The sequence below is a fragment of the Enterococcus sp. DIV2449a genome, from assembly GCF_051711225.1.
GTDB classification, from domain to species: domain Bacteria; phylum Bacillota; class Bacilli; order Lactobacillales; family Enterococcaceae; genus Enterococcus_D; species Enterococcus_D casseliflavus.
Map to the genome: position 1 here is coordinate 3,174,622 of NZ_JBIOME010000001.1, position 23,483 is coordinate 3,198,104.

The window sequence follows — 23,483 nt, forward strand, 5'->3', positions numbered from 1 at the left end:
GAGCACTTTAGGGGAGTAGCACATGGACCGTTCCATGATCTTAGATCAACAGCAAGCGGGAATCCGCTGGTTTAAGATGTTTCTTGCAAGACCTAAGTGGCAAGGGGCCGCTTAGGTCTTTTTGCAGTTTAAAATGGAGGGAAAACAGTCAATGAGTTCAAGTAAAATGAAAAAAGTGACCGCCGGCGGACTTTTAGTCGCCATGGGGGTGGTCTACGGTGATATCGGTACGAGCCCGCTTTACGTAATGAAAGCCTTGGTGGAGGACAATGGCGGACTACGCACCTTAACACCCGATTTTATCTTAGGCAGCGTCTCGCTCGTCTTTTGGACGCTAACGCTGCTAACGACGATCAAGTACGTCTTGATCGCATTAAACGCGGATAATCATGGAGAAGGCGGGATATTCTCCCTTTATACCCTAGTTCGTAAAAACAGCCGCTATTTGATTATTCCAGCAATCATCGGGGGCGCAGCCCTGCTAGCAGATGGCGTGTTGACGCCAGCCGTGACGGTGACCACTGCCATCGAAGGATTACGGGGGATTCCAGTCTTTTTTGATCGCTTCGGCAATGATCAATCGATCATCGTCGGCATCACCTTAGCAATCTTATTGGTCCTCTTTGCCCTGCAGCGCTTTGGGACTGAGTTTGTCGGCAAAGCCTTCGGACCGATCATGCTAGGCTGGTTCACCTTCTTAGGCATCGTCGGTGTGATGAACTTTGCTGGTGACCTTTCGGTGATTCGCGCCCTTGATCCCCGTTATGCAATCAATCTGCTCTTTAGTCCCGATAACAGCGCCGGTCTCTTTATTCTCGGCAATATCTTTTTGGCAACGACTGGTGCGGAAGCCCTCTACTCAGACTTAGGTCACGTGGGCAAGAAAAACATTTATGCCAGCTGGCCCTATATCAAAATCTGCTTGATGCTGAATTACTTTGGTCAAGCTGCGTGGTTGCTGCAAGTCTATCAAAACCCGACTTATCAAGAAATCGAAAACTTGAATCCATTCTTCCAAGCGTTGCCGCAAGGGTGGACAGTCTTCGGCGTCAGCTTTGCCACCCTCGCTGCCATCATTGCTTCGCAAGCCCTGCTGTCTGGCTCCTTTACCTTGGTTTCTGAAGCCATCAAGTTGAAACTATTGCCGCGGATGCAAATCATCTATCCGGGGGCGTCTATCGGGCAAATGTACATTCCTGCCTTGAACACCTTGCTGTGGATCGCCTGTTCTGGCGTGGTCTTGTTCTTCCAGACCTCTACTCGGATGGAAGCTGCTTATGGATTGGCCATTACGGTAACGATGTTGATGACCACTATTTTGCTGTATTTCTACTTGCATCAAAACAAGAAGACCCGTTTCTTGGCACCGTTCATCACGCTCTTTTTTGCAGCGATCGAGGGGATTTTCTTTATCTCCAGTGCGACCAAATTTTTCCATGGCGGTTACGTTGCCATCTTGTTAGCCAGCGTGATCATCGGCGTGATGCTGATTTGGGAATGGGGCAATCGTATTCAAGAAAATGCTGCCGAAGAAGTTGCACTTTCTACCTACATCCCTCAATTGAAACAGTTGCGGGAAGATGATTCTTTGCCCTTATCTCAGACGAACGTCGTCTTCATGGTTCCTAAGCTGCAAGACGATCAGATCGGTCAGCAGTTCATCTATTCCATTTTAGACAAACGGCCAAAACGTGCCAAAGTGTATTGGTTCGTCAATGTGGAAGTCACCGATGAACCCTATACGAAAAAATATGAAGTTTCGATGGCAGATACCGATTTTATCGTTAAACTAAAGCTTTATCTCGGCTTTCGGGTGCCGCAAGAAGTCAATCTCTACATTCGCCAAATCATTCAAGAATTAATGAAAGATGGTCGCTTGCCGCTGCAGCCGCAACGCTATTCTTTAACGCCTGGACGCAATGTGGGCGATTTCCAATTCGTGATGATCGAAGAAGAGCTGTCGAATGCAACTGCATTAAGCAAATGGCAGAAGCAAGTCATGCAGACGAAGCTTTTTATCAAACGCCATACCATTTCACCTGAACGCTGGTTCGGCTTAGAATACAGCGATGTGGTTCATGAGACCGTTCCATTAGTCATCGGTCAGATGAAAGAAAGCTCTCTGACAGAATTACGCATCGAGGAACGCTAAGAAACCGCCAGTACTGGTTGAACTTTCTGATACTTTCAGGTACACTGAAAAGACAAAGACACAAAGGAGGGAAAACTACCATGATGCGCATGACTAAAATAACAAGTAATGAAAATTACCAACGATACCATATCGCATTTAGCCATGCAGTTGGTTTTACAGTTGCTGTTGACGGGACGAGTCTGTCCAAAACAGTTACATTTACGTAAAATCAATGGCCATCTCAAGGTATTTTTCTCAAGAGAATCTGAGTTTAAATAACACTGGCCATGGATATCCATGGCCTTTTTGAGTGGTCTCAAGGAGAGAGATCATGATCATACAAGCAATTGCTATTAAAAAAACCATCGGCGGGAATCCGTTATTTGAGGAGTTATCCTGCCAAATCGAAGCTGGGGAAAAAATTGCCCTAGTCGGCATCAACGGAACGGGCAAATCAACCTTTTTACAAATCTTGACTGGCAGTGAAGGCGTCGATAGCGGCGTTATCAGCCGCCAAAAAGGCTTGAGGATCGGGACGGTCGAGCAAGAGCTGACAGTTTCTGAAGCAACCGTTACCCACTACCTGCTCCATTCTGCTGCTACCATTCAAGAACTCAAGCAGCAAATGAGCCATTACGAAGCCTTGATGGCAGAACCCGATACTGATTTAGAGAAGTGTCTGATCCGTTATGGCGAGCTGCAGCAGCGCTTTGAAGAGCTGGGCGGCTATGGATTGGAAGATCGAATTTCCGCGATCTTACAAGGCTTAGGAATTCCCCATCGACAGAACGCACGCTTAACAGAGCTTAGCGGCGGTGAACGGGTCAAAGTCGCTTTAGCCAAAGTGCTAGTTGCCGATGCTGACTTGCTGTTACTGGATGAACCAACCAATCCTTGGATCTTTCAAGTATCCGCTGGTTGGAAAATTATTTACAGAATACGAAAAAAGCGGTTCTAGTCGTTTCTCACGATCGGCACTTTCTCGATCAAGTCACCACCAAGACCTGGGAACTGGAAGAAGGCGCCTTGGTTGAGTATCCTGGAAATTACAGCCGATTTCGTGTCTTGAAAGAAGCTCGCTTGGCGGAACTGACCAAAAATTACGAACTGCAGCAGAAAGAAGTCCAGCGGCTGAAAGTCATGATTCGTCGGTTTCGTCAGTGGGCCCATGAAGGAGACAATGAATCCTTCTTCAAAAAAGCCAAAGAATTGGAACGCCGCCTAGCGAAACTAACGCTGGTCAAACCGCCAGCGCCCCCGAAAAATCGGCTGCAAGGCTTGACAAATGGCGGAAAATCAGGCAAAGAGGTGTTCATGGTTCACGATTTGCACCAGCAATACGCCGATCAGCTCCTATTCAAAGACAGCACTTTTGCAATCTACCGTGGGGAGCATCTAGCCATCATCGGCGACAATGGTACAGGAAAATCAACCTTACTCAAATTACTTCTCGGTGAGGAGCTTCCTAGCGGCGGCACCATCAAGCGCGGCAGCAGCTTACAAATCGGCTATTTGCCCCAACAGCTGCAGTTTGCCGATCCTGAGAGCCGCTTGTTGGCCTACGTACAGACGTTGACAGGAAACGAAGAGGCTGCTCGTCGGCAATTGGCCAAAAGCGGGTTTTATCAAAGTGATGTGGACAAACGAATCAAAGATTTGTCTGGTGGTGAAAAAATCCGTTTGGCGTTACTGAAACTCTTTTTAGAAAAAATCAACGTCCTGATTTTGGATGAACCAACCAATCACCTCGACAGCTATGCCCGAGAAGAAATTGAAGAAATGCTGCAAGATTATCAAGGGACCCTGTTGGCGGTCAGCCATGACCGCTACTTTTTACAGCAGCACTTCCAAGAAGCCCTGGTCATTGCACAGCAGCAGATCACGCGCCAGTCCCTGAGCCCCTTGATTGACTAAGAGATTGATTCGCAACAAAAAAACTTGATTTTCCTACGATATGCATGGGTTGTTCAATCCATGCATAGGCGGAAAATCAAGTTTTTATTTTTTGATCAATGAATGTTGCCGATCAAGTTACGGATCGGTTTTCTAGCTAAATACAAGATGATACCGACAACAACGGCTACTCCGCCGACGATGCCATAGTACATCCCTTCTGTTTGCGGTGTGTAGAACCGAGCGATTTGCGCATTGATGGCTTGTGAAGAAGCGTCTGCTAACAACCAAATCGCCAAGGTTTGTGCTTCGAAGGCTTTCGGCGCTAGTTTGGTCGTCACCGACAAGCCCACCGGTGAAAGACACATTTCCCCTGCAATCATAATGAAGAAGCTCAATACCAACCATAATGGGCTGACCCGTTCTTCTACTCCAAACAAGAGGCTTGGCAGCATTAGCAATAGAAAGGACAAACCGGCTAAGACTAAACCGATGGCAAACTTCACTTCTGTCCGTGGCTGACGAGAGCCTAGTTTGGTCCACAACCAGACAAAGACAGGTGTCAATAAGACGACAAAAAGTGGATTTAAGGTTTGATACAAACTTGCTGGAATATTGATGCCGAATAACGTTGATTGCGTACGGTCAGCGGCAAACAATGCCAAGATCGATGAGCCTTGTTCTTCCAATGACCAAAAGACGATCGCTGACAAAAACAGCGGAATGTAGGCCAACACTTTTTTCTTTTCATCTGGTGTGACATCTTTCGAACGGAGCATTTTGGTAAAGTAGTAGATCGGTAAGAAAATACCTAAAACACTGATAAAGTTGATGAAGAAATCCACCGTCAGATGGCCAGTTGCAGCTGCTGCGCCAAACAACACTGCCAATGCGAGAAGAACCAGAACGACTGCTCGGAAGAAGGTTTTCTTTTCGGCTGCCGATAAGGGATTCGTTGGCGCGATCGCTACACTTTTCAACGTGGTTTTTCCTTGCACATAATACTGCACCAAACCGATGAACATCCCGATGGCAGCAATCGAAAAGCCTAAGTGGTAGTTGACCTCTTGTCCTAAGATCCCGACGATGATCGGTGCTAACAAGCCGCCAATATTGATCCCCATATAGAAAATCGAGAAACCAGCATCCCGACGGATATCGTCTTTGCTGTATAAATGCCCCACCATACCCGACACGTTAGATTTCAAGAGTCCGGTTCCGATGACGATCAGCATCATGGACACAAACAACGCTGGAATCCCTAAAGGTGTTGCCAAAACGATGTGTCCTAACATGATCAAGATCCCACCATAAAAGACGGATTTATTTGATCCTAACAGACGGTCCGAGATCCAACCGCCAACAATACTTGACATATACACTAAGGAACCGTAAATCGACATGATCGCCACAGCCGTTCCTTTTGGCAACCCTAAGCCGCCGTTGGCAACTGCATCGTACATGAAGTACACCAAAATCGCCCGCATACCATAATAACTGAATCGTTCCCACATTTCCGTGAAGAATAAAGTCGACAGCCCTCGCGGCTGACCTAAGAATGTTTTTTCTTTTTCCATATGTAATGGCCCCTTATAAAAATTAATGAAAATAAAGTAGCGGAATTTTTCTGAAAATTCACAAATGCCAGTTTATTCCCATTTGGCAACTTTTACAAGGGTATTTCCCTGAGAACATCTTGTAAAAAAGGAGGGAAATTTAAATTCAAATGAAAGCAAAATGAGAAGCCCTCCACCTAGGTGCAGTATGAGCCAATTTTCATATGTATAATTATTAAATTATCTGTTTAAAAAATTAGAAAATGGTCTTCACCAATTTTTCTCTCTAGCCCCATTTTGCGGACTTTCCTACAAAAAAACACATGCAAGCATTTCTCTTGCATGTGTTTCAGCTTCTATTCTAAGGAAGGTTTTCGCTTAGCCGCGTAAACGTTCCACATCGCGAGCGATCATTAATTCTTCATCTGTTGGGATCAAAAGTACTTTGACTTTTGACTCTTCAGTTGAGATCACTAATTCTTCGCCGCGTTTTGCATTTTGATCGGCATCTAATTCGCAACCAAACCAAGTCATGCCTTTGATAACTTCGCTGCGGACGTGGGCATCATTTTCACCGATACCGGCAGTAAAGACGATCGCATCAACACCGTTCATGGTCGTTACATAGCCACCAATGTATTTACGGATGCGGTCAGTAAAGACGTCATAAGCAACTTTGACTTCTTCTTTGTCGTAGTTTGCTTCTAGATCGCGCATGTCGCTGGAAATACCAGTTAAGCCTAATAAACCAGATTTTTTGTTTAAAACATCCACCATTTCATCGATATTCAAATCTAATTTTTCCATTAAGTAAGGCAAAACAGCAGGATCGATGTCACCTGAACGTGTGCCCATCGTTACACCAGCTAATGGCGTGAAGCCCATTGATGTATCTACTGATTTTCCGCCGTCAACCGCAGTGATCGACGCACCGTTCCCTAGATGGCAAGTGATGATTTTTAATTCTTCGATTGGTTTACCTAACATTTCTGCTGCACGCTCAGAAACATAACGGTGGCTTGTACCGTGGAAGCCGTATTTACGTACTTTAAATTCGTTATAGTACTCTAATGGCAAGCTGTATAGGTAATTGTGTTTTGGCATCGTTGCATGGAAAGAAGTATCAAAAACAGCGACACTGATGATTTCTGGCAAGATTTTTTTGAAAGCAGTGATCCCCATCAAGTTTGCTGGGTTGTGTAATGGCGCAAATTCAGCCAATGCTTGGATGCGTTCCATCACTTCGTCTGTGATCACAACTGAATCAGGGAAATCTTCTCCGCCGTGAACGACGCGGTGACCGACGCCAGTGATTTCATCATAGGCACCTAAAATGTTTAATTCGATCAGTTGATCCAATAACATTTTTACAGCTACTTCGTGATCGTTGATGTCGATGATTTGTTCGAATTTTTGATCTTCCCCATATTTGATGGTAAAGATAGAATCTTTCAAACCGATTCGTTCAACGATTCCTTTAGCGACAACTGTTTCCTCTGGCATTTGATATAATTGCCATTTTAAACTTGAACTTCCAGCATTGATTGCGATTGTTTTTGACATGATGATCTCCTTATCCGAATTATATTACAGATTTGCTGCTTTCCAAGCCGCAAATTGTTCAAAAAGTTTTGTGATGTTCTTTGGTTCTTTCAGTGAGGCTAGCTTGACCAGCAAGACTTCGTCTGCTTGTTTGCTTGTCCCTCCATGGTTTTGTAAAAGCAAAATACTTTTACGTGAATGTTCATTTTTAAAGAGTTCTTCAGGAAGCTGAATCATTCCTTGCAAATAAACCTTTTCTTTCAGCCATTTTTTCAAAAATTCACTCTGTTCCGTTTCCAAGAAGTTGCTTGGTACTAAGAACAAACCGTAACCGCCAGCTTTGACATAGTTCATCGCTTGTTCCATCAACAAATGATGGGCGTAACTGTGCCCTTCTGGAGCCGCCGTAATGAAGCTGCGGGCTTTGTCATCTTGTGGGTAATAGCCCACTGGTAGATCGCTGATCGCCAGATCCATCGGTTCGATCAAAAGCTCTTGCAAGCCATCTTGATGGAACAAATGCAAGGGCGCTTTGGTCCATTCGCCAGTCGCAGCTGCGATCGCCAACAAGGTTTCGTCAATATCCACACCGGTTCCTTCTACTGGACGCTTCGCTAATTGCAGATTCAGCAAGACTGTCAACAAGAGATTCCCCATGCCTACCGATAAATCAAGAAGTTTCACTGGTTGGTCGGCACTACTCAACTGCTCGATCAAATAGACGAATAAAAACCCAAGACTATCTGGTGTCAGTTGGTGATTGGCCTGCAGGCGCTCCGTTTGGCTGCCTTTGAGCAAAACCAACTGCGCAAGCTTGCGTTTTTCTTCTGCCGATAGTTCCATTGCTCGAATTTCTTGATAGATGGTTTCTAAACGAGCAGCAGTTGCTTCATCTGGTACCCCATCGATCACGCGAACTTGGTATTGATCAACAAAATTTTCAATCGTCTCTACGTAAGCATCAAAAAAAGACGTTTCCAATGCGTTTTGAAGCAGTTGGATCGCTTCAACGGTCAAATGAAAAGACGTTTCCATTTTTTCTGCGGACATCTTGCACCTCTTTTCAAAACTATAACAACATATATACCTGTTTAATTTTAGCCGATTCATCCAAAATAATCAATCGCTTTCGTTTAGAATAATTTGTGAAGCTGTAAACATTCTTTTTCTATTTCTGTATGAAAAAGGATGGTCGAAACAACCATCCTTTTCCTGTACTATTCTTCTTGGTCATCTGTGTCTATTTCATGCTCTTCTTCGGGTAACAAAAAGGCAAATGTAAAGCGGCGGCTTTTGACATGGCACTCGATCTGTAAGCGTTGTCCTTGCCGTTCATAGGTCAACTTTCCTACATTATAAAGTCGTGACCCTTGATCTGCCAATTCGTTTTGCAAGAATTCCGCATGAAACAGTTCGCTCATGATGCGGGCTTCATAGGTTTCAATGGTTTTTGTATAAAAAAGGGCTGTTGTGCGGCTGTTTTCTAACACTAGCAATAACATCAAGCTCAACAGCTGCACAAACAACAATGCTGTGAGTAAAATACCGCCTTTATGCCGCCTCTTGTGTGTGAATTTTCCATTGTCCAATTTTCTGCTCTCCATTCTCAAAGGAAACGGTAAAGCGGATCGCTGCGCCAATTTTCTCAAAAGACACATCCGTTACTTCTGTCAATAGTGGTTGATACCCATTGTTGTCCCGCTTTCGCAGCACGCGATTGATACGATCGATGGTGACCGAATTGTTTTGACTGCTTCGCAAATACAGTGTGGTCTCACTGACCGATAGATAGGTACAGGTACTTAATTCCCGTTCCAGCTGAAACAAAAACACATGCCATTCTTGATCTTTGCGAGCCATGATCTGCTGATTGACGGGTGCGAGGTGCTTGACGATCCCGCTGATCAGCAATAAGCAGATCGCCAATACCCATAAAGACAACAGACACTCCAACAAAGTAAAGCCTTTACTCTTCATACACGATCTCCCAGAGCTGTTCGCCGCTTTGGATACGTGCTTGTTGATGCTGCGCTGCTTGCCAAAAGCGAACTTGATAGACTGCCTGACGCTGCGTCGTGTAGGTAATGGTTGACGCATCAAAGGAGTGGTTCTGGACTTCTTCATACAGCACCCGCAGCATTTGGGCTTTTTCTTGCAATGCCGCACTTTGCGTCAGTGAAGCGGTCTGCATTGCTAAAAACAGTAACACACAAGTTGCCAACACCCCAAAGCCAATCAGGCTTTCTGCTAAGATGAACCCACTATTCAACGATTTTTTCATAACGGCCACTCCCAAATAAAAACTTATAGCTGATGGTTTGCTTTTTCTCCTGCCAATAGAAAATGATCCTTCGCAGACTGCTGTTGTTGCCGGATTGACTACTAAAAAGAATATCGGGAAACGCCTGCATCGCTAGTTGAGGAGGAACGTCGATCTTGGTGACTGGCTCAGTTGCAGCGCCGTAAAATGAAACAGTTGGTGTTGGCTCTGCTTGATAGATTGCTCGGGTTTGTGTGTTATCGATGATGGCCGATTGCTGCAAGGTATAGAGTCCTTTTTCTAAGCGAGCACAAAAGCCGAAAACTTCCGCCGATCGTTGATAGTACTCGATAGCCACGACGGGGAAAAAGAGAAAGAGACTACTGACCAAGAGTACCAAGAGACTTTCCATCAAGGTAAACCCAGAAAATCCCCTAGTGCCATTGTTCTCACTTTCCCTGCTCATAAATCGCATATTGTTCCTCAGATACATACCCTTCTGCAATCAATTCTTCTTTCGAAGGCACCCGATCTTCATTTAGACGAAAGAGTTCGATCTGGGTTTCCACTACTTTCACGATCGCCGCATTTCCTTTCTCATCAATGATTCCTCTTTGATTGGCAAGATTTGGGACAAACAACAAAACCAAAATACTGATCACTAATAAAACGACTAGCATTTCAACCAATGTAAAGCCTTTTTTGACACGCCAAATCCCCTGCTTGCGAGGAGATGCTACTTTCTTTTCTATCATTCGATCACTCCTTGGATATTTCCATAGATTGGTAAAAACATAGCGGCATAGATCCCAACGATCATTAAAGCAACCAACAAAAAAATCAGAGGCTGAACCCAGTGAATGGCTTTTTCGATTCGTTGAAACAAGCGTTCCATCAATAATTGACTGTATAAAAAAAGCTCTTCTCCTAACTTTCCTCGTACTTCTCCTTGAAAGACGATCAAAGAAAATTCGGGTGTGAGAAACGAGAAATGACGAAGTTTTTCTGGGAGTTCGCCCCCAAGTGTCAAGGTCACTCGCAGTTCTCGTGCTAATTCTTGGATCAAGGTAGCTTTATTGGTGTGCTCCATACACTCGATGATCTGTTGAATATCTAACCCTTGCTGAAACAACTTGCCCCATTCCAATGCGAAAAAACTCGTGTGATAACTCGTGTACAATGCTCCGAACAATGGCAGGTGGCTGAAAAACACAGCTTTTTGCAAGGCAGTGCGGCGGGCAAACATCCAGCGGCTGATCACAAAAAGCAGCACACTTAACAACAAGAAGAGGATAAGTACTGCTGGTGCCCAAGTGATGGCGCGAATGCCCCAATGACCTTCGTCGATCATGCCAGAGGCTAGCAATTGGGGCAATAAAAAGCGGTGCATCCCAAAAAGCGCAGCTATTAAAAAGACCAGTAACAAAAGCGGATAGGCAGCTACTTTGTACAGCAGCTGTTTTTGCTTGTTGACCAATTTATGGTAGTCGACCATCCGCCGCAAGGTCGCCGTGAGATCCCCATGATTTTCTGCTAAATGAAGCTGACTTTTTTCAGTAGCCGATAACGACAACGGCGCTACCGCTGCTGCAAAGCTTTGCCCTTGGGCGAGATGGACAATTAGCTGTTCGATCACAGGTTCAGAAAACTGGCGGCTGCGCAGCAGCACTTGGAGGCTTTCTTGTAGGGAAAAGCCACTCTCCAATAACACCGTGAAGGTGACTAAGAGGGCTTCAGTTGCACGGCGTGGTAGCTGGGGCTTCTTTTTCATAAACTTCATCGCTGATCCACCCACTTTCTTTCACTTGTTTTAATACCTGCTGCCACTGTTTTTCCACTTGCCCCTCATAAAAGTGATATGCCAGCAATCCATGAGGTTCATTCGCTTCATTTGGCAACAATCGCTGATAAATGATCCCTTGCAGCGCATGTGCCAGACGATCGTCTGTCCCGAGCAATTCCAGCAGCCGCGTCTTGGTTTCTGCTACACCTCGGGCATGGATCGTGGCAAATACTCGGTGACCTGTCAGAGCGGCTCGTACAGCGGCTTGCGCCGTTTCTTTGTTACGAATCTCGCCGATCAAAAGCAGGTCTGGACGATACCGCAAGGACAAGCGAATCAATTCATCATAGTCTTGTTCGATCTTCAAATTGGTTTGCAGCTGTAAAAAGCGCGGCTCCTCGATCTCCACAGGATCTTCGATGGTAATGATTTGCCCCTTGGTTGTCCGAGCTAATTGATACATGAGGGTCGATTTCCCTGAGCCAGTGGGGCCAGAAAACAAATACAGCCCTCTTTGTTTGGTTGCCTGTTGGATCTGCTGGACGTCTTCTGCAAAAAAATAGCGCAGGTGCTCCTGAGTCAAAGGATAAAGAAACCGCATCACGAGACTTTCACGCCCTTGGTAATCACCGACTGTGGAGATGCGCAGCCGCTGCAGCTGATCGCCTAACGGATAACTGACTGCTCCTAACTGAGCTTTGCGTCGTTCTCCCACCTCCATTCCTCCTAAAAATTTGAAGCGAGTGATCAGCTGCTGGGCTTCTTCGTTGGTCAGTACTTGATAGGTCTTTCTGAGATAGCTTTTACTGAAAATCACCTCCATCTGTGTACCGCTCGGCAAAATGGCCAGATCCTGCATGCGTTCTTGTCTGCCATAGTGAATCAACTCATCTGAGAATGCTTGAATATCCACGACTTATCCCTCCTAAAAAGAAATACGCAAGCCTTTTGAGAATAGAAAAAAAAGACGAAGCAAATTTGCTTCGTCTTTCGTCACTTCTTTATTCCTGCGGGTCTTTTGCCACAAATTGGGCTTCCACCCGATAGATTCGCTGCCCGCGGCTTGAGAATTTTTCTTCATATTCCGTCATGATATTGTTCTCAAAGCTACTGTTATGCAGGTCCAACCAAACTTGTTTGATGATCATGCCATATTGAGAAAAGCTCGCTAAGGAATACTCAAACAATCCTTGGTTGTCCGTTTTGAAATGGATTTCGCCATTAGGTCGTAAAATTTGCTCGTCCACCGCTAAAAAGGCTTTAGAAGTCAAACGGCGCTTCTCATGCTTCTTCTTAGGCCATGGATCAGAAAAATTCAAATAGATCTGGTCTACTTCATTGTCTTCAAAATAGTTGGTCAAAGCCGAACCATCCACATGCAGCAGCTGCAAGTTTGGGATCTCCTGCTCGATCATTTTATCCAATGCGATCGAAACGACACTGATCTGCATCTCTACCCCAATATAATTGATTTCGGGATGAGCTTTCGCCATTTCCGTAATAAATTGACCTTTTCCCATGCCGATCTCGATGTGTAGCGGATGATCATTGCCAAAGCGTTCATGCCAACGCCCTTTCCATTCGGTAGGCTCTGCAACGACGTATTGTGGATGAGCTTCAATCAGCTCTTTTGCACCTGCACGTTTTCTTACTCTCATGTTTCTTCCTTTCCGAAAAAACAAGATGGAACCAAATTGCCTCGCTCCATCTTCTCTTCATTCACTATAAATTCGTTTTAATTGTAAAATCTCTGCATTCATGGCTTTGTAATCGCCCCGCAGATAATATTTTTTGACCTCTTGCAGCATACTCAACAATGCATACCAATAAATTTTTTCGATCACTTCGCTGCTGCTATGGATACCGTAGCGCACCAGCCAATGGGACCAGCTGGATAGCGGCACATAGTGACCTAAAATAGTCCCGATATCGATTGCTGGATCTGCAAACATCACGGAATCCCAATCGACTAAATACAAATAGTTTTGACAAACCAGCCAATTTCGATAGTTGACATCGCCATGGACGACCGCGGCTTTTTGCTCGTCAAAAGCTGGAATATTGGCTTTTAAATACTCGGTGACCAAATGAATAAAACGGTTTTGAGCCACCGCAGAAGGCAGCTGATCTTGATAATCCATCAGCATTTGTTCAGGCGATCTGACTTGTCCGCCGATTTTGCTTAGCATCTGTGCCAGCGTTTTTGAATGATGCAAGTGATACAACACATCAATGACGTCATTTCTTTGGCCGATCTCATCGGGATCTAAGACCCGTCCATCCAGCCATTCTTGTGCGGAGAGCGTATCCCCATTTCCCGTCCGTTTCGTCCAGACGAGTTTGGGTGCAATGCCCTCTTTAGAGAGTGCCGCAAGCATCGGGGTCGTATTTCGTTTGATAAAGACTTTGTCGTTGTCCTTGAGCCCGATATAGGCTTTCCCGGTGTCGCCTTTGATCGGCCGCATACGCCAATCTTGATCCAAGCGAATATCCATCCTAGCTTCTCTCCTTATTTCGCAGTACCTCTTATTCTAGCTTCCTAAAGGGTCGCCGTCAAGCGCATATGCGTTCGCTTTTTGTAAGAGAGGTTTCCTGAGGATCAGGCGTGCATTTTCTTTAATCGCCCTGGCAAGTAGATGCCTAAAAAAAGACCCGCAAAGAGGAAGAAGCCCACAAAAGCGATGCCCCCTTGCCAAACAACGGGCAAGCGCAAGCAACAGATCACGCCGAAAAAAACAGTCGTCACAAGCAAAAGTGACCCGATAATTTTTTTGATTGCTGCGGCTTTTTGTTTTTCTGGCACGGGATACAAATGGGTCAAAACCATGTATTGAAATTCATTGATCAAAGGGATCAGTTGGAAACCGATCAGATAAAGAAACAAGCAGCCGATCAGCAGACTGATCCAAAGCTCATCGACAAAGAATAAGACGAAGCCACCAATCAAGGATAAACGGACATAAAGACCGCCGTATTGCCCACCACGAATCACTCGGCGCAAGTAAAGATAAAGATACGTATTGCTTTGGGCTGGTTTGATCTTTGCCAGCAACCAGTCGAGGTATTTGCGCCGTTTGGCTTCCGTCGTGATTTGGGGAACATCTGTAAACAAGTTGATAAACCGATAGATCCGTAATAAGCGCGATTGCTCGGCTTGGATCATATAGTCCCAATCCAAGAGCTGACGATTAGATTTCACGCCAAAGAGGAACCAGATTGCTTGGAGGATGCTGATCACCAACCCTAGCCAAGGTGCTACATAAATACTGGCAAGTGTGGCAGCTAACGCACTGGCGAACCAGATTCCTCGCTGCTGTTTGACTTGCTGCTGTGTTTCTTGATACAACCGAATCCGCTGCAGTGAAAGATCCCCCAGTTTTAACAGCCACATCATTCCTAAAAAGAAGGGAAAGGAAGCAAATGTACTGTTTGCTGTGACCACGACTAAAGGCATCGTTGCTCCTACGGCTAAAAATAAGACCCCAAAGGGCAGCCAGAGGGAATAACGCAGGGCTTGACTGAGGTAACTTCTCATTTGCCCTTCTTTGGCTAACAGAAAAATCAAATCTGCCGGTTTTGTCAGTGTCGCTAAGCGTCCCAGCGGTAAAACGAAGAGCCAAACAGCGACCACGATGATGCCGCCTAATGGAAACGGCCGCGGCAATGTTTTTAGCAATTCTGAATAATACAGCCCCAGACCTCCCACTAAGAAGGTGCTGATCAAAGCAAAATGATCATTGAAGACATAGCGCAAATAGCGTGTCATCTGTTTTTGATGCCGCTGTAAGCGTTGCGAGAAAAACTGCTTCATGCTTGACTCTCCTTTGTCAGTGCGAGGTACAGATCATCAAGGGAGGCTTCTGGTGCTTGAAATTGGCTTCTTAGCTGCGCCAATGTCCCTTGTGCGCGGATCTCACCGTTATGCAGTAGGATGAATTTGTCACAATACTTCTCTGCGGTTGCTAAAATGTGGGTGGACATCAAAATTGATGCCCCGGTTTGTTTCATCTCATTCATCAGCTCCAATAACGCATTGATCGCTAAAGGATCTAATCCTAGAAAAGGTTCATCAATGATGTAGACGCTTGGCTCAATCAAAAAGGCACACAGCACCATGACTTTTTGTTTCATTCCTTTTGAGAAGTTTGCTGGGAACCAATCGAGTTTGTTTTCTAAGCGAAAGGTTTTTAACAAACGCTCCGCTCGCTTCATGGCTTCTTCTTGCGGAAGGTCATAGGCCATCGCTGTCACTTCAATGTGCTCTCTTAAGGTCAATTCTTCATATAAAGATGGGGTTTCGGGAATATACCCGATTTGTTTGCGGTATTGCTCTGGGTTCTCCTTCAAGGTCAAGCCGTCGATCGTGATCGTCCCGCTGTGAGGTTGCAGTAACCCGATGATTTCTTTGATCGTCGTACTCTTCCCCGCCCCATTCAAGCCAATCAGACCAACGAGCTCACCATCGCCGATCGTAAAATCAATATTTTTTAAGACTGGCAGCTGGTTATAACCGCCTGTCACATTCGCTACTTGTAAAGTCATTCTTTTCCTCCGATTCGCCTAATTACGGCTTTTTGTCAACGTAGGCTCTTTTTTTCAATCCGCTAGCAAAACCGTTGCCTATTTTTCTTTATTCGTGACTTGTAAGATAAATTCGTTTTCTCCCACTGTAATGGTTTCTTGCGGCAATTCTTGGCTGCCAAAGCGTTCTTGCCACAGTTGTGCATCACTCGCTGGAAAAATGACCATTTGGATCGCACCGGCGGCAAGGCGGGTAGTAAAGGCTTGAACAGCAGCTGGTTCAGCATAGGAAACCAGACTGATCCTCAGCTCTTCTTTTTGATACCCTTGGTCGATCGCCCAGGTCTCAACGGCTGTCTCTAATTCACTTTGCACCGTAGGGTCCATCGCTGTTTCAGTGACGATGGCGGCATTGACTACTTCTTCTTTTGGGCGCGTTAGCGAATAGGTGATCGAACCTGCGAACACCACAAAAAGCGTGATCGCAATCAACCATTCTTTATAGGCATAAGCCAAGTAGCGGAGCTTCGCTGAAGTCGTTGTTTTTTTCTGTAAGGTTTCTTTGATGATCGGTTTCATAGGTTCCTTCTTTCCAATTGATTTCTGATATTAAGTCTAGGGTTGTTGGAATCTAAATGCAAGCGTTTCTCGCTCGCTTTTCGCATTTCTTTAAAAAAGCGCCTTTGTTGAAGGAACAGTTGCCTTGTTCCGACTTTTTCAAAGAGGAAACCAGACGAAAAAAAGCAAAATATGGTAAAGTAGAGGTAATAGATCAAGGAGGTTTTTTTACAATGGAAAATTGTATTTTTTGTAAAATCAACAATCGTGAGATTCCTAGCTACAAAGTCTACGAGGATGAGCAAGTCTATGCCTTTTTAGATATTTCCCAAGTCACCCCGGGTCATACATTGGTGATCCCCAAAACTCATGTGACGGATATTTTTGAGTACGATGAAACGTTGGCAGCAGCGGTTTTTGCCCGCATTCCTAAGATTGCTCGAGCGATCGAAAAAGCATTCCCTGAGATCGAAGGCTTAAATATCATCAACAACAATAAAGAATTGGCGTACCAATCGGTCTTTCATTCCCATGTCCATTTGATTCCTCGTTACAGCAAAGACGATGATTTCAAGATCCATTTTGGCAATCACGCAGACAACTACACGGGGGAAGAACTAGCGGCAATCGCCGAAAAAATTGGAAAGCAGGTGGACTAAATGATCGGCAATTTTCTTAAAGGACTATTATTCGGGTCCATCGCCGGCGGCTTAGGCGGTTTGCTTTTTGCACCGAAAAGCGGCAATGAAACCCGTGAAGAATTGATTCGCTATTTAGATGACACGACAGAGGCGACCTTAGAATTCAATGACAGCGTCAAACAGCTAAAAGATGCCGTAATGGTGACCCGCAAAACGATCGACGAAACGATCCCTGTTGTTACGGAGTCTTTCACGAAAGATTTGGAAGCCTTCAAATTCCAAGCACAACCGCGCCTTGCTCGGATCAAGACCCAAATGGAGCAATTGAATCAACACATTACGACGATTCAAGCCCAAAGCGCAGAGGATGACAAACAAATCGAAAATTTGTAGTTTTTATGAATTTTGTTTGAAACATCCACTGTTTTCTTCCCAACCATTTCTAGAAGTGGTATAGTAGGTGCAGTGATTATTATGAATCTTTTTAGAATTAGGAGTGCTTAAACGAATGAAGAAAAAATTACTTTTAGTAGCAGTCAGTGCAATGAGTCTTTTTGCATTAGCGGCTTGTGGAAACTCAAGTGAGGAAATCGCAACAATGAAGGGCGGTAAAATCACTGTTCAAGATTTTTATGACAAAGCAAAAACAAGTTCAGAAAACCAAAATGCGTTGCGTCAAATGATCGTCTTAAAAGTCTTTAATGAAAAATACGGCGATGACGTGACTGAAGAAATGATCGACGAACAATTCAACAACGTGGCTGAACAATACGGCGGTAGTGATTCCTTTGAATCAACCTTGACTGCTTCTGGTTATACGGTGAAATCTTACCGTGCAGAATTGAAAGAACAGCTTGCGTTACGTGAAGGCTTAAAAGCCAACATGGATATTACTGATGCAGACATGAAAACTGCTTGGGATTCTTTCCACCCAGAAGTAGAAGCACAAATCATCAAAGTAGCAAGTGAAGATGATGCCAAAGATGTCTTAGAAGAAGCGAAAAAAGATGATGCTGACTTTGGCGAAATCGCTAAAGAAAAATCAACGGATGCAGCAACAAAAGAAGATGGCGGAACGATCAAATTCGATTCTACGTCAACTGCTGTGCCAAACGAAGTGAAAACAGCCGCTTTTGATTTAAAAGATGGTGAAATCTCTGAAGTGATCTCTGCAACCAACACGTCGACTTATACGACGGAATACTATATCGTGAAAATGGTGAAAAACCAAGACAAAGGCAACGATATGGATAAATACAAAGATGAACTGACGGAAATTGCTCAAAACACGTTGTTGAATGATTCAACCTTTATGGCAGCAACGATCGGTCAAGAATTGCAAGCAGCCAATGTGAAAATGAAAGACTCTGACTTAGCAGACTTGCTTTCTGATTACATCACAGCTGCCGAAACAGAAGATTCAACTGCTGACTCTTCTGCAACGGATGCAACAGACAGCTCTGCAGCAGATTCTTCTGCTACTGAGGCAACCGATGATTCTACTGCAACAAGTGAAAGTGCTACAGATTCTTCTGCTGAATAAACGAACAAAGAAGTGCCGTCATAGCGGTGCTTCTTTTTTTGTGCCGATTAGATTTCTATCTACGATTTAACTGCTTTTTCCAGCAGCTAAAAAAGCCACGCTAAGCAAGCCTAACGTGGTTTTTGTTCTTTCTATCATTCACTTTGATCGATCAAGCTGCAACATCACTGCTACACTTCTTTCGGTACATAAAAACTCCGATTGTCCATGCCAAAAATTCGGTCTGTGTATTGACCAGGTTCTGTCAGGCGGATCGAGGTCAGCATCATTTGCATGGAAGCATCCAAATTATCGATCTGATGGAGGATCTCCGCTTCCATTATGCGGGGGCGAACAGGTGACCCATATTCTAATAAGCCATGGTGGGCTAAAACCATATGCCGCAAAACAACGATATCCTCTTCTTTGTCATCAAATTTCAAAGCCATACAGGCTTGCGTGATTTCTTCATCCACTAAGACCAAATGCCCTACTAGATTCCCCGCCAAGGTATACTCTGTCGTCATCGGACCTGTCAACTCGATCACTTTTCCTAAATCATGCAAAATGATACCCGCATACAGCAGTGACGCATTCAATTCAGGGTACTCTTTGACGATCGCTTTTCCTAATCGCAGCATAGTTGTCGTATGATACGCCAATCCACTGGCGAAGGCATGGTGATTGCGTTTCGCAGCTGGAAAGTCAAAGAATTCCTTTTTATACTTGTTCAACAAGAAACGGACGATGCGATTCCAGTGAGGATTTGTGATCTCAAACAAGATTTGACTGATTTCTTCTTCCATCTCTTCTTTTCGCAAGGGCGCTTTTTCCATGTATTGGCTTGGTTCGTGGGGTTCTTCCGGCTTCGCTAAACGCAAATGCATGATTTTGACTTGCGGATTGCCTTGGTAAACTTCTCGTTTCCCATCTAGTAGTACCACTTTCCCGGGTTCAAAACGGGCGATTTCTTCATCTGATGCATCCCAAAACTTTCCATCAATCGTGCCAGATGTATCCTGAAACGTGAAGGCAATAAACTTTTTGCCGTTTTTCGCGATCCGTACATCGGCATTTTTGATCAGTAAGAAAAGTTGAAACGTTTCATCAACAGTTAATTCACGAATTTTTTTCATGGGCTTATTTGGCCGATCAGCCAAATCTTTCACTTCCTTTACTCAGATCCTCGATAGGCTGCTGGTACTTCTGATAATAGCTTACCATTTCTTGGTCAGAAGACAAACAAATTACTTGATAACTTTGTCCAAACTCTTTTAATAGTGCTGCGAAGCGTTCCTTACGAACACTGTCATAATGCAACCAACCATCATCAATAATGATCGGGCACAACGGATGATTTTTTTGTAGCGCTAGATAACCGAAACGTAACGCCATGATCAACTGATCCTTCGTTCCTGTGGACAAGTCAATGATCGAAAAGGTCTCGCTGGCATTTGCCGCTACTAACAGACCATTTTCCAGAAGAATCTTTTGATAACGTCCGTTTGAAAGCTGTTCAAAATAAGTCGAAGCGGCTGACAATAGCTGCGGCAATTGCTGTTCTGACAATTCAGTCGTGACATCCGTCAAAATTGAAGCCGCCAACTGACGACTGCCCCATGCCACAGCGAGTTCTTCAATGACCGCCTTCAGCTCACTTTCTTCTTGATAAAGCTGATTCAAGGTGCCGTTTTTTTGACTGGCTGCTGCTTCTAGTTCCAAGCGCTGTTTGTGCTCCGTCAACTGCTGCATTTGTGCCTGAAGCTGTGTTTGCTGCTGCTTGATCTGGTCTTTTTGCTGCAGCAATTCTGCTTGTGTGACTGGTTTGGGATAGATCGGTGTTAACATCCCCGCCAATTCTTCTGCTCGCTGCTGCGTGCGCTGCGCTGCTTCCCATTGCTTCAACCAGAGGCTGATTTCTGCAGGGTGATCTAACCCTTGCTGCTGCAAGAGCGCACTGGCTTGGGCAAACAGTTGGTCGCGTTCGTTGCGGGTACGGGTCAATTGTTGGGCCAATAACGTGCTAGGTTGTTGCAACCGCGAAAGCTTGATCGTTTGCATCTCTTCATGAAACTTCTGCAACATCGCCGCTTTTTCTAACAAGGTTTTGTTTTGCAGCGGCAGCCACTCCGCATACGGACGGAATTGCTCCTCAAAGGGTGCCAATTCTTCCGTGACAGCTTGCCGTTCTTGATAGGCTTGCTTGCGCTGCTGTGAGTAGGCTTGATAGCTAGCAACATCTTCATCATAGGCGAATAGATACGACTGCCAGTTTTCCACCGGCAAATCACCAAAAAAGGGTGTCAACGCTTGGTGGGCACGGCTGATCTGCTGCTGCTTTTGCTGCTGCTCATTTTCCAGCTGTGCCAACTCTTCGCCCAGTAGATCCAGCTGCATGAGGACCGTCTGCCATTCTTGCTTGACGCCTTGCTGCTTGTTTGGTGCTGCTTTCATCAGCGGCAAAATACTGCCGATGATCGATGAGATCCCCGCACCTAATGCAAGCCAGCGCCACGGACTTGGCAAAAAGATACCGATCACTGTGACTAGCCCACCGACGATCCCTAGCGGCCATAGCGGGCGAGAAACGGGCTTGCGGCCAATCAATTGAGGATGCTGCTGTTCTAAGCGGGCCGCGGTGGCTTGCAAAGATTGCGCTTTTTCTTCTAAACGCCTCATGCGCTTTTCGAGCTCTTCTAACTGCACACGTTCTTGCAGTAAACGTGTGGTTTGTTCATGGATCGAAGCCGTTACTAGCGGCGGCGATTCTCTGCTCCACTGGCGCTTTTCAATCAAGCGATTCAACTCTGTGATGGCGACAGTTTCTTGTTGATTGGCTGCTGCTTCACGATCTGCCAAACGCGCCATCGTCACTTGCTGCTGCAGCAAGTGACTGATCTGATGCTCGTGATCAAGGTAAAAGAAATACTTGTCTGATTCTTTTCCTTGCTCCAACTGATCTAATTCGGCTTCTTTTTTGCGAATTTCTTCCGTCAGCTGCTGATACTGCTGATAAAACTGTTTGATGGCTTGGACTTGCTGAGGATCGGCTAGCGTATCTGCTGGTGCCATTTGCTGCCACTCTTTATAAAGGCCCCAGTGACTCAGCTGTTGCTGATTTTCCTGATAAGCGTCATTCAATGCTTGATACTGGTGCCGCAAGTCTTGGATCTGTTCTTGCAGCTGGGCGATCTGTTGATACTGCTGTTGGATGCGGCTTTCTTCGCTTTCTTTTTCCGCAATCGTTTTTTGCAGTTTTTCTAATTGTTTTAACGCTTGGTTCAAAGGCAGCTTTTGCCCTCGTGGCTTGTATTGCTGCTGATTGGTGGTTTCATATTGCGCCACTTGCTGCAGCATTTTTTGACTGCCGCTGATCCCTAGAGAAATCAACGCTTGGTGCAGCTCATTTTCTTCTAGCTTATCGATCTGGGTCAATTGCTCTTGCTGAAAAGTAAAGACATCGAAGAACAATGCTCGATTGAGGGGCTGCAGGTGTTGTGCCAGCCATTGCTCATCGACCGTCTGGCCAGCGACATGGACTTTGGCACGACCACGGTCCACTTGCCGATAGCGTTCCACGATCACTTCACCGAAGGGTTCCAGCGCCAACCATAACTTGCCACCGTAAGCAGCACCGTTTTTGGGGGTATAGTCTTTTTTCTTGGCTGTCTTTTTCGGAAAGCCAAACAAAATGGCGGCAATAAATTGATACAACGTCGATTTTCCGATCTCGTTGTGCCCAAAGAGCAGCTGATTTTGCGGATGAAAGGCAAAGCTTTGTTCATGGTATTTCCCAAAACCGGTAATCTCTGCTTTTAAAATTCTCATGACTGCTCCTCCCATTGAAAGTCGTCTTTCAACAATTGCTTGGCTTGCTGCAAGACTTCTTCTTGAAATGATTCATGGGTGATCCCCCGCTGGATCAGTGGATGCTGCAATAGATCCGACAATCGATCCGCAAACATCTCTGGCGACTCATACATCGCTAAAAACTGCAGCATATAATCTTCTGATACCGCCAATGCGATCTTGTCTTCATTGGCTTGCTCGACTTCAAGGGCATAGATCACTTGCAGCGGCTCTGTTTGTGCCAACCGTTCATTGAGGTAGGTCAGCCATTCATTTTTTTCCGCAGCTGGAAACCAATCTGGCGGCAGCTGCTGCACATCGGTCAACACCAGATGCAGCAAGCGCGAACGAGGACTTTTTAAGCGCTCGATGATCGCTGGCAATACGGCATTCGAGGCAGTCACATCCGCTAAGGAGACCACTTGCTTTTGCCAAGCGATCTCTGCGATCTCCAAGCGCTCGATCGTTGGTCCCTGCGGCGTTAAGTCTGCCAAAATCACCCCAGTCGCCTGTTCTTTCTTGGTCTTTCCTTGAGGTGTACCTGGATAGAGAATCGGTGGCTGCTCTGAGAGCGTCTTAGGTACATGGATGTGCCCCAAGCCCCAATAATCATAGCCTTTTTGTTTCATTTCACTGATTGAAAAGGGGGCATACCGTTCACCAGCTTGGTCCCCGTGGTAAAGCCCGATATGGTAATCCACCGCTGCTCTTGCAGGAAATTCTGTTACTTTATTTTCAGTGATCCAAGGATGTTGGTAGCTAAATCCACTGATTGCATAGGTTTCACCGTTTTTCGTTGTTCCTTGAACCGTTTGAACTTCTTCTGATGAAAAGAGAATGACATTTTCTGGAAAAGCAAACCAATACCGTTGCGGATCATAATAATCATGGTTACCGAAAATCATATAGACAGGGATCTGTGCTTCCCCTAGTCGTTGCAGTTGGGCAAAAAAGTCATGCTGCACTTTTAGACTCGGCCGTGCTTGATGGAATGTATCCCCAGCCAGCAAAACAAAATCGACCGCTTTTTCTAAGGCAACATCCACCAAATTACGGATGATTTTTTGATTGATGGCAGGGAGTTGGGTCTTCACTTTTTCAGATAACAAATGAACCCCTTCAAATGACCGGTCGATATGCAGGTCTGCACTATGTAAAAATCGCATTTCTTTCTCCCTCCTTAATGCTTCTATCATAACATTTCTCAGGCATTTCGTCAGCAAA

At 45.2% G+C, this 23,483-nt stretch carries 23 protein-coding genes and 1 pseudogene; 6 read left to right on the forward strand and 18 right to left on the reverse strand.

From position 1 onward, the window contains the following. Nucleotides 1–151: 151 nt before the first annotated feature. The 3 genes and pseudogenes from IGI76_RS15075 to abc-f all read left to right on the forward strand — a co-directional run bounded on the left by IGI76_RS15075 (nucleotide 152) and on the right by abc-f (nucleotide 4,048). Nucleotides 152–2,152, forward strand: coding sequence for a KUP/HAK/KT family potassium transporter (locus IGI76_RS15075; protein ID WP_005227748.1), 2,001 nt, complete (start codon nucleotides 152–154; stop codon nucleotides 2,150–2,152). 80 nt (nucleotides 2,153–2,232) lie between these two features. Further along, nucleotides 2,233–2,361 (forward strand): hypothetical protein, encoded by a 129-nt coding sequence (locus IGI76_RS15080; RefSeq protein ID WP_333718793.1) that lies wholly within the window; start codon nucleotides 2,233–2,235, stop codon nucleotides 2,359–2,361. 104 nt (nucleotides 2,362–2,465) lie between these two features. Beyond that, nucleotides 2,466–4,048 (forward strand): annotated as a pseudogene (gene abc-f, locus IGI76_RS15085) (ribosomal protection-like ABC-F family protein). Nucleotides 4,049–4,143: 95 nt separating this feature from the next. On the opposite strand, the gene IGI76_RS15090 reads toward abc-f, so the two are convergent. The 15 genes from IGI76_RS15090 to IGI76_RS15160 form a co-directional block, all read right to left on the reverse strand. After that, the gene (locus tag IGI76_RS15090; RefSeq protein WP_005227746.1) at nucleotides 4,144–5,604 is read right to left on the reverse strand and encodes a peptide MFS transporter; all 1,461 of its coding nucleotides are present in this window, start codon (nucleotides 5,602–5,604) and stop codon (nucleotides 4,144–4,146) included. Between the two features lie 357 nt (nucleotides 5,605–5,961). Beyond that, the gene (locus tag IGI76_RS15095) at nucleotides 5,962–7,146 is read right to left on the reverse strand and encodes an acetate/propionate family kinase (RefSeq protein WP_005233419.1); all 1,185 of its coding nucleotides are present in this window, start codon (nucleotides 7,144–7,146) and stop codon (nucleotides 5,962–5,964) included. Between the two features lie 24 nt (nucleotides 7,147–7,170). Beyond that, on the reverse strand, nucleotides 7,171–8,175 hold the full coding sequence (locus IGI76_RS15100; protein WP_008382040.1) for a class I SAM-dependent methyltransferase: 1,005 nt from the start codon (nucleotides 8,173–8,175) through the stop codon (nucleotides 7,171–7,173). Between the two features lie 167 nt (nucleotides 8,176–8,342). Beyond that, nucleotides 8,343–8,714, reverse strand: coding sequence for a competence type IV pilus minor pilin ComGG (gene comGG / locus IGI76_RS15105; RefSeq protein WP_333718795.1), 372 nt, complete (start codon nucleotides 8,712–8,714; stop codon nucleotides 8,343–8,345). Next, the gene (gene comGF, locus IGI76_RS15110) at nucleotides 8,677–9,102 is read right to left on the reverse strand and encodes a competence type IV pilus minor pilin ComGF (RefSeq protein WP_005227741.1); all 426 of its coding nucleotides are present in this window, start codon (nucleotides 9,100–9,102) and stop codon (nucleotides 8,677–8,679) included. The genes comGG and comGF overlap by 38 nt, the downstream gene beginning before the upstream one ends. Then, entirely contained in the window at nucleotides 9,092–9,406 is a 315-nt protein-coding gene (locus tag IGI76_RS15115; protein WP_151195730.1) for a hypothetical protein, read from the reverse strand. The genes comGF and IGI76_RS15115 overlap by 11 nt, the downstream gene beginning before the upstream one ends. Then, nucleotides 9,387–9,860, reverse strand: coding sequence for a competence type IV pilus minor pilin ComGD (gene comGD / locus IGI76_RS15120; protein WP_034857584.1), 474 nt, complete (start codon nucleotides 9,858–9,860; stop codon nucleotides 9,387–9,389). The genes IGI76_RS15115 and comGD overlap by 20 nt, the downstream gene beginning before the upstream one ends. Next, the gene (gene comGC, locus IGI76_RS15125) at nucleotides 9,835–10,140 is read right to left on the reverse strand and encodes a competence type IV pilus major pilin ComGC (protein WP_010749024.1); all 306 of its coding nucleotides are present in this window, start codon (nucleotides 10,138–10,140) and stop codon (nucleotides 9,835–9,837) included. Before comGC ends, comGD begins: the two co-directional genes overlap by 26 nt. After that, nucleotides 10,137–11,165, reverse strand: a complete 1,029-nt coding sequence (gene comGB, locus IGI76_RS15130; RefSeq protein ID WP_010749023.1) for a competence type IV pilus assembly protein ComGB — start codon at nucleotides 11,163–11,165, stop codon at nucleotides 10,137–10,139. Before comGB ends, comGC begins: the two co-directional genes overlap by 4 nt. Continuing rightward, nucleotides 11,119–12,081 carry a competence type IV pilus ATPase ComGA gene (gene comGA, locus IGI76_RS15135; protein WP_333718796.1) on the reverse strand — a complete coding sequence of 321 codons (963 nt, stop codon included), beginning with the start codon at nucleotides 12,079–12,081 and terminating at the stop codon, nucleotides 11,119–11,121. The genes comGB and comGA overlap by 47 nt, the downstream gene beginning before the upstream one ends. Before the next feature lie 88 nt (nucleotides 12,082–12,169). Then, nucleotides 12,170–12,826, reverse strand: a complete 657-nt coding sequence (gene trmB / locus IGI76_RS15140) for a tRNA (guanosine(46)-N7)-methyltransferase TrmB (protein ID WP_333718797.1) — start codon at nucleotides 12,824–12,826, stop codon at nucleotides 12,170–12,172. Between the two features lie 57 nt (nucleotides 12,827–12,883). After that, the gene (locus tag IGI76_RS15145) at nucleotides 12,884–13,663 is read right to left on the reverse strand and encodes a phosphotransferase family protein (RefSeq protein WP_005227730.1); all 780 of its coding nucleotides are present in this window, start codon (nucleotides 13,661–13,663) and stop codon (nucleotides 12,884–12,886) included. A gap of 104 nt (nucleotides 13,664–13,767) precedes the next feature. Beyond that, on the reverse strand, nucleotides 13,768–14,979 hold the full coding sequence (locus IGI76_RS15150) for an ABC transporter permease (RefSeq protein ID WP_015510486.1): 1,212 nt from the start codon (nucleotides 14,977–14,979) through the stop codon (nucleotides 13,768–13,770). After that, the gene (locus IGI76_RS15155; RefSeq protein WP_005227728.1) at nucleotides 14,976–15,710 is read right to left on the reverse strand and encodes an ABC transporter ATP-binding protein; all 735 of its coding nucleotides are present in this window, start codon (nucleotides 15,708–15,710) and stop codon (nucleotides 14,976–14,978) included. The genes IGI76_RS15150 and IGI76_RS15155 overlap by 4 nt, the downstream gene beginning before the upstream one ends. A 78-nt stretch (nucleotides 15,711–15,788) precedes the next feature. Then, the gene (locus IGI76_RS15160) at nucleotides 15,789–16,268 is read right to left on the reverse strand and encodes a hypothetical protein (protein WP_005227727.1); all 480 of its coding nucleotides are present in this window, start codon (nucleotides 16,266–16,268) and stop codon (nucleotides 15,789–15,791) included. 212 nt (nucleotides 16,269–16,480) lie between these two features. On the opposite strand from IGI76_RS15160, the gene IGI76_RS15165 reads away from it, so the two are divergent. The 3 genes from IGI76_RS15165 (at nucleotide 16,481) to IGI76_RS15175 (ending at nucleotide 18,431) form a co-directional block, all read left to right on the forward strand. Then, on the forward strand, nucleotides 16,481–16,906 hold the full coding sequence (locus IGI76_RS15165; RefSeq protein ID WP_005227719.1) for an HIT family protein: 426 nt from the start codon (nucleotides 16,481–16,483) through the stop codon (nucleotides 16,904–16,906). After that, a complete protein-coding gene (locus tag IGI76_RS15170) occupies nucleotides 16,907–17,281 on the forward strand; it encodes a YtxH domain-containing protein (RefSeq protein ID WP_005227717.1) in 375 nt (124 codons plus the stop codon). A 115-nt stretch (nucleotides 17,282–17,396) separates the two neighbouring features. Further along, a complete protein-coding gene (locus IGI76_RS15175) occupies nucleotides 17,397–18,431 on the forward strand; it encodes a peptidylprolyl isomerase (protein ID WP_201690446.1) in 1,035 nt (344 codons plus the stop codon). Nucleotides 18,432–18,601: 170 nt separating this feature from the next. On the opposite strand, the gene IGI76_RS15180 is transcribed toward IGI76_RS15175, so the two are convergent. Genes IGI76_RS15180 through IGI76_RS15190 form a run of 3 tightly spaced genes read right to left on the reverse strand, consistent with a single transcriptional unit; the run spans nucleotide 18,602 to nucleotide 23,425 of the window. Next, complete coding sequence (locus IGI76_RS15180) at nucleotides 18,602–19,546, reverse strand: 3'-5' exoribonuclease YhaM family protein (protein ID WP_201691651.1); 945 nt, start codon at nucleotides 19,544–19,546, stop codon at nucleotides 18,602–18,604. 16 nt (nucleotides 19,547–19,562) lie between these two features. Continuing rightward, nucleotides 19,563–22,238 carry an AAA family ATPase gene (locus tag IGI76_RS15185; RefSeq protein WP_201690448.1) on the reverse strand — a complete coding sequence of 892 codons (2,676 nt, stop codon included), beginning with the start codon at nucleotides 22,236–22,238 and terminating at the stop codon, nucleotides 19,563–19,565. Then, the gene (locus tag IGI76_RS15190; protein WP_010749015.1) at nucleotides 22,235–23,425 is read right to left on the reverse strand and encodes a metallophosphoesterase family protein; all 1,191 of its coding nucleotides are present in this window, start codon (nucleotides 23,423–23,425) and stop codon (nucleotides 22,235–22,237) included. Before IGI76_RS15190 ends, IGI76_RS15185 begins: the two co-directional genes overlap by 4 nt. Nucleotides 23,426–23,483 lie beyond the last annotated feature (58 nt).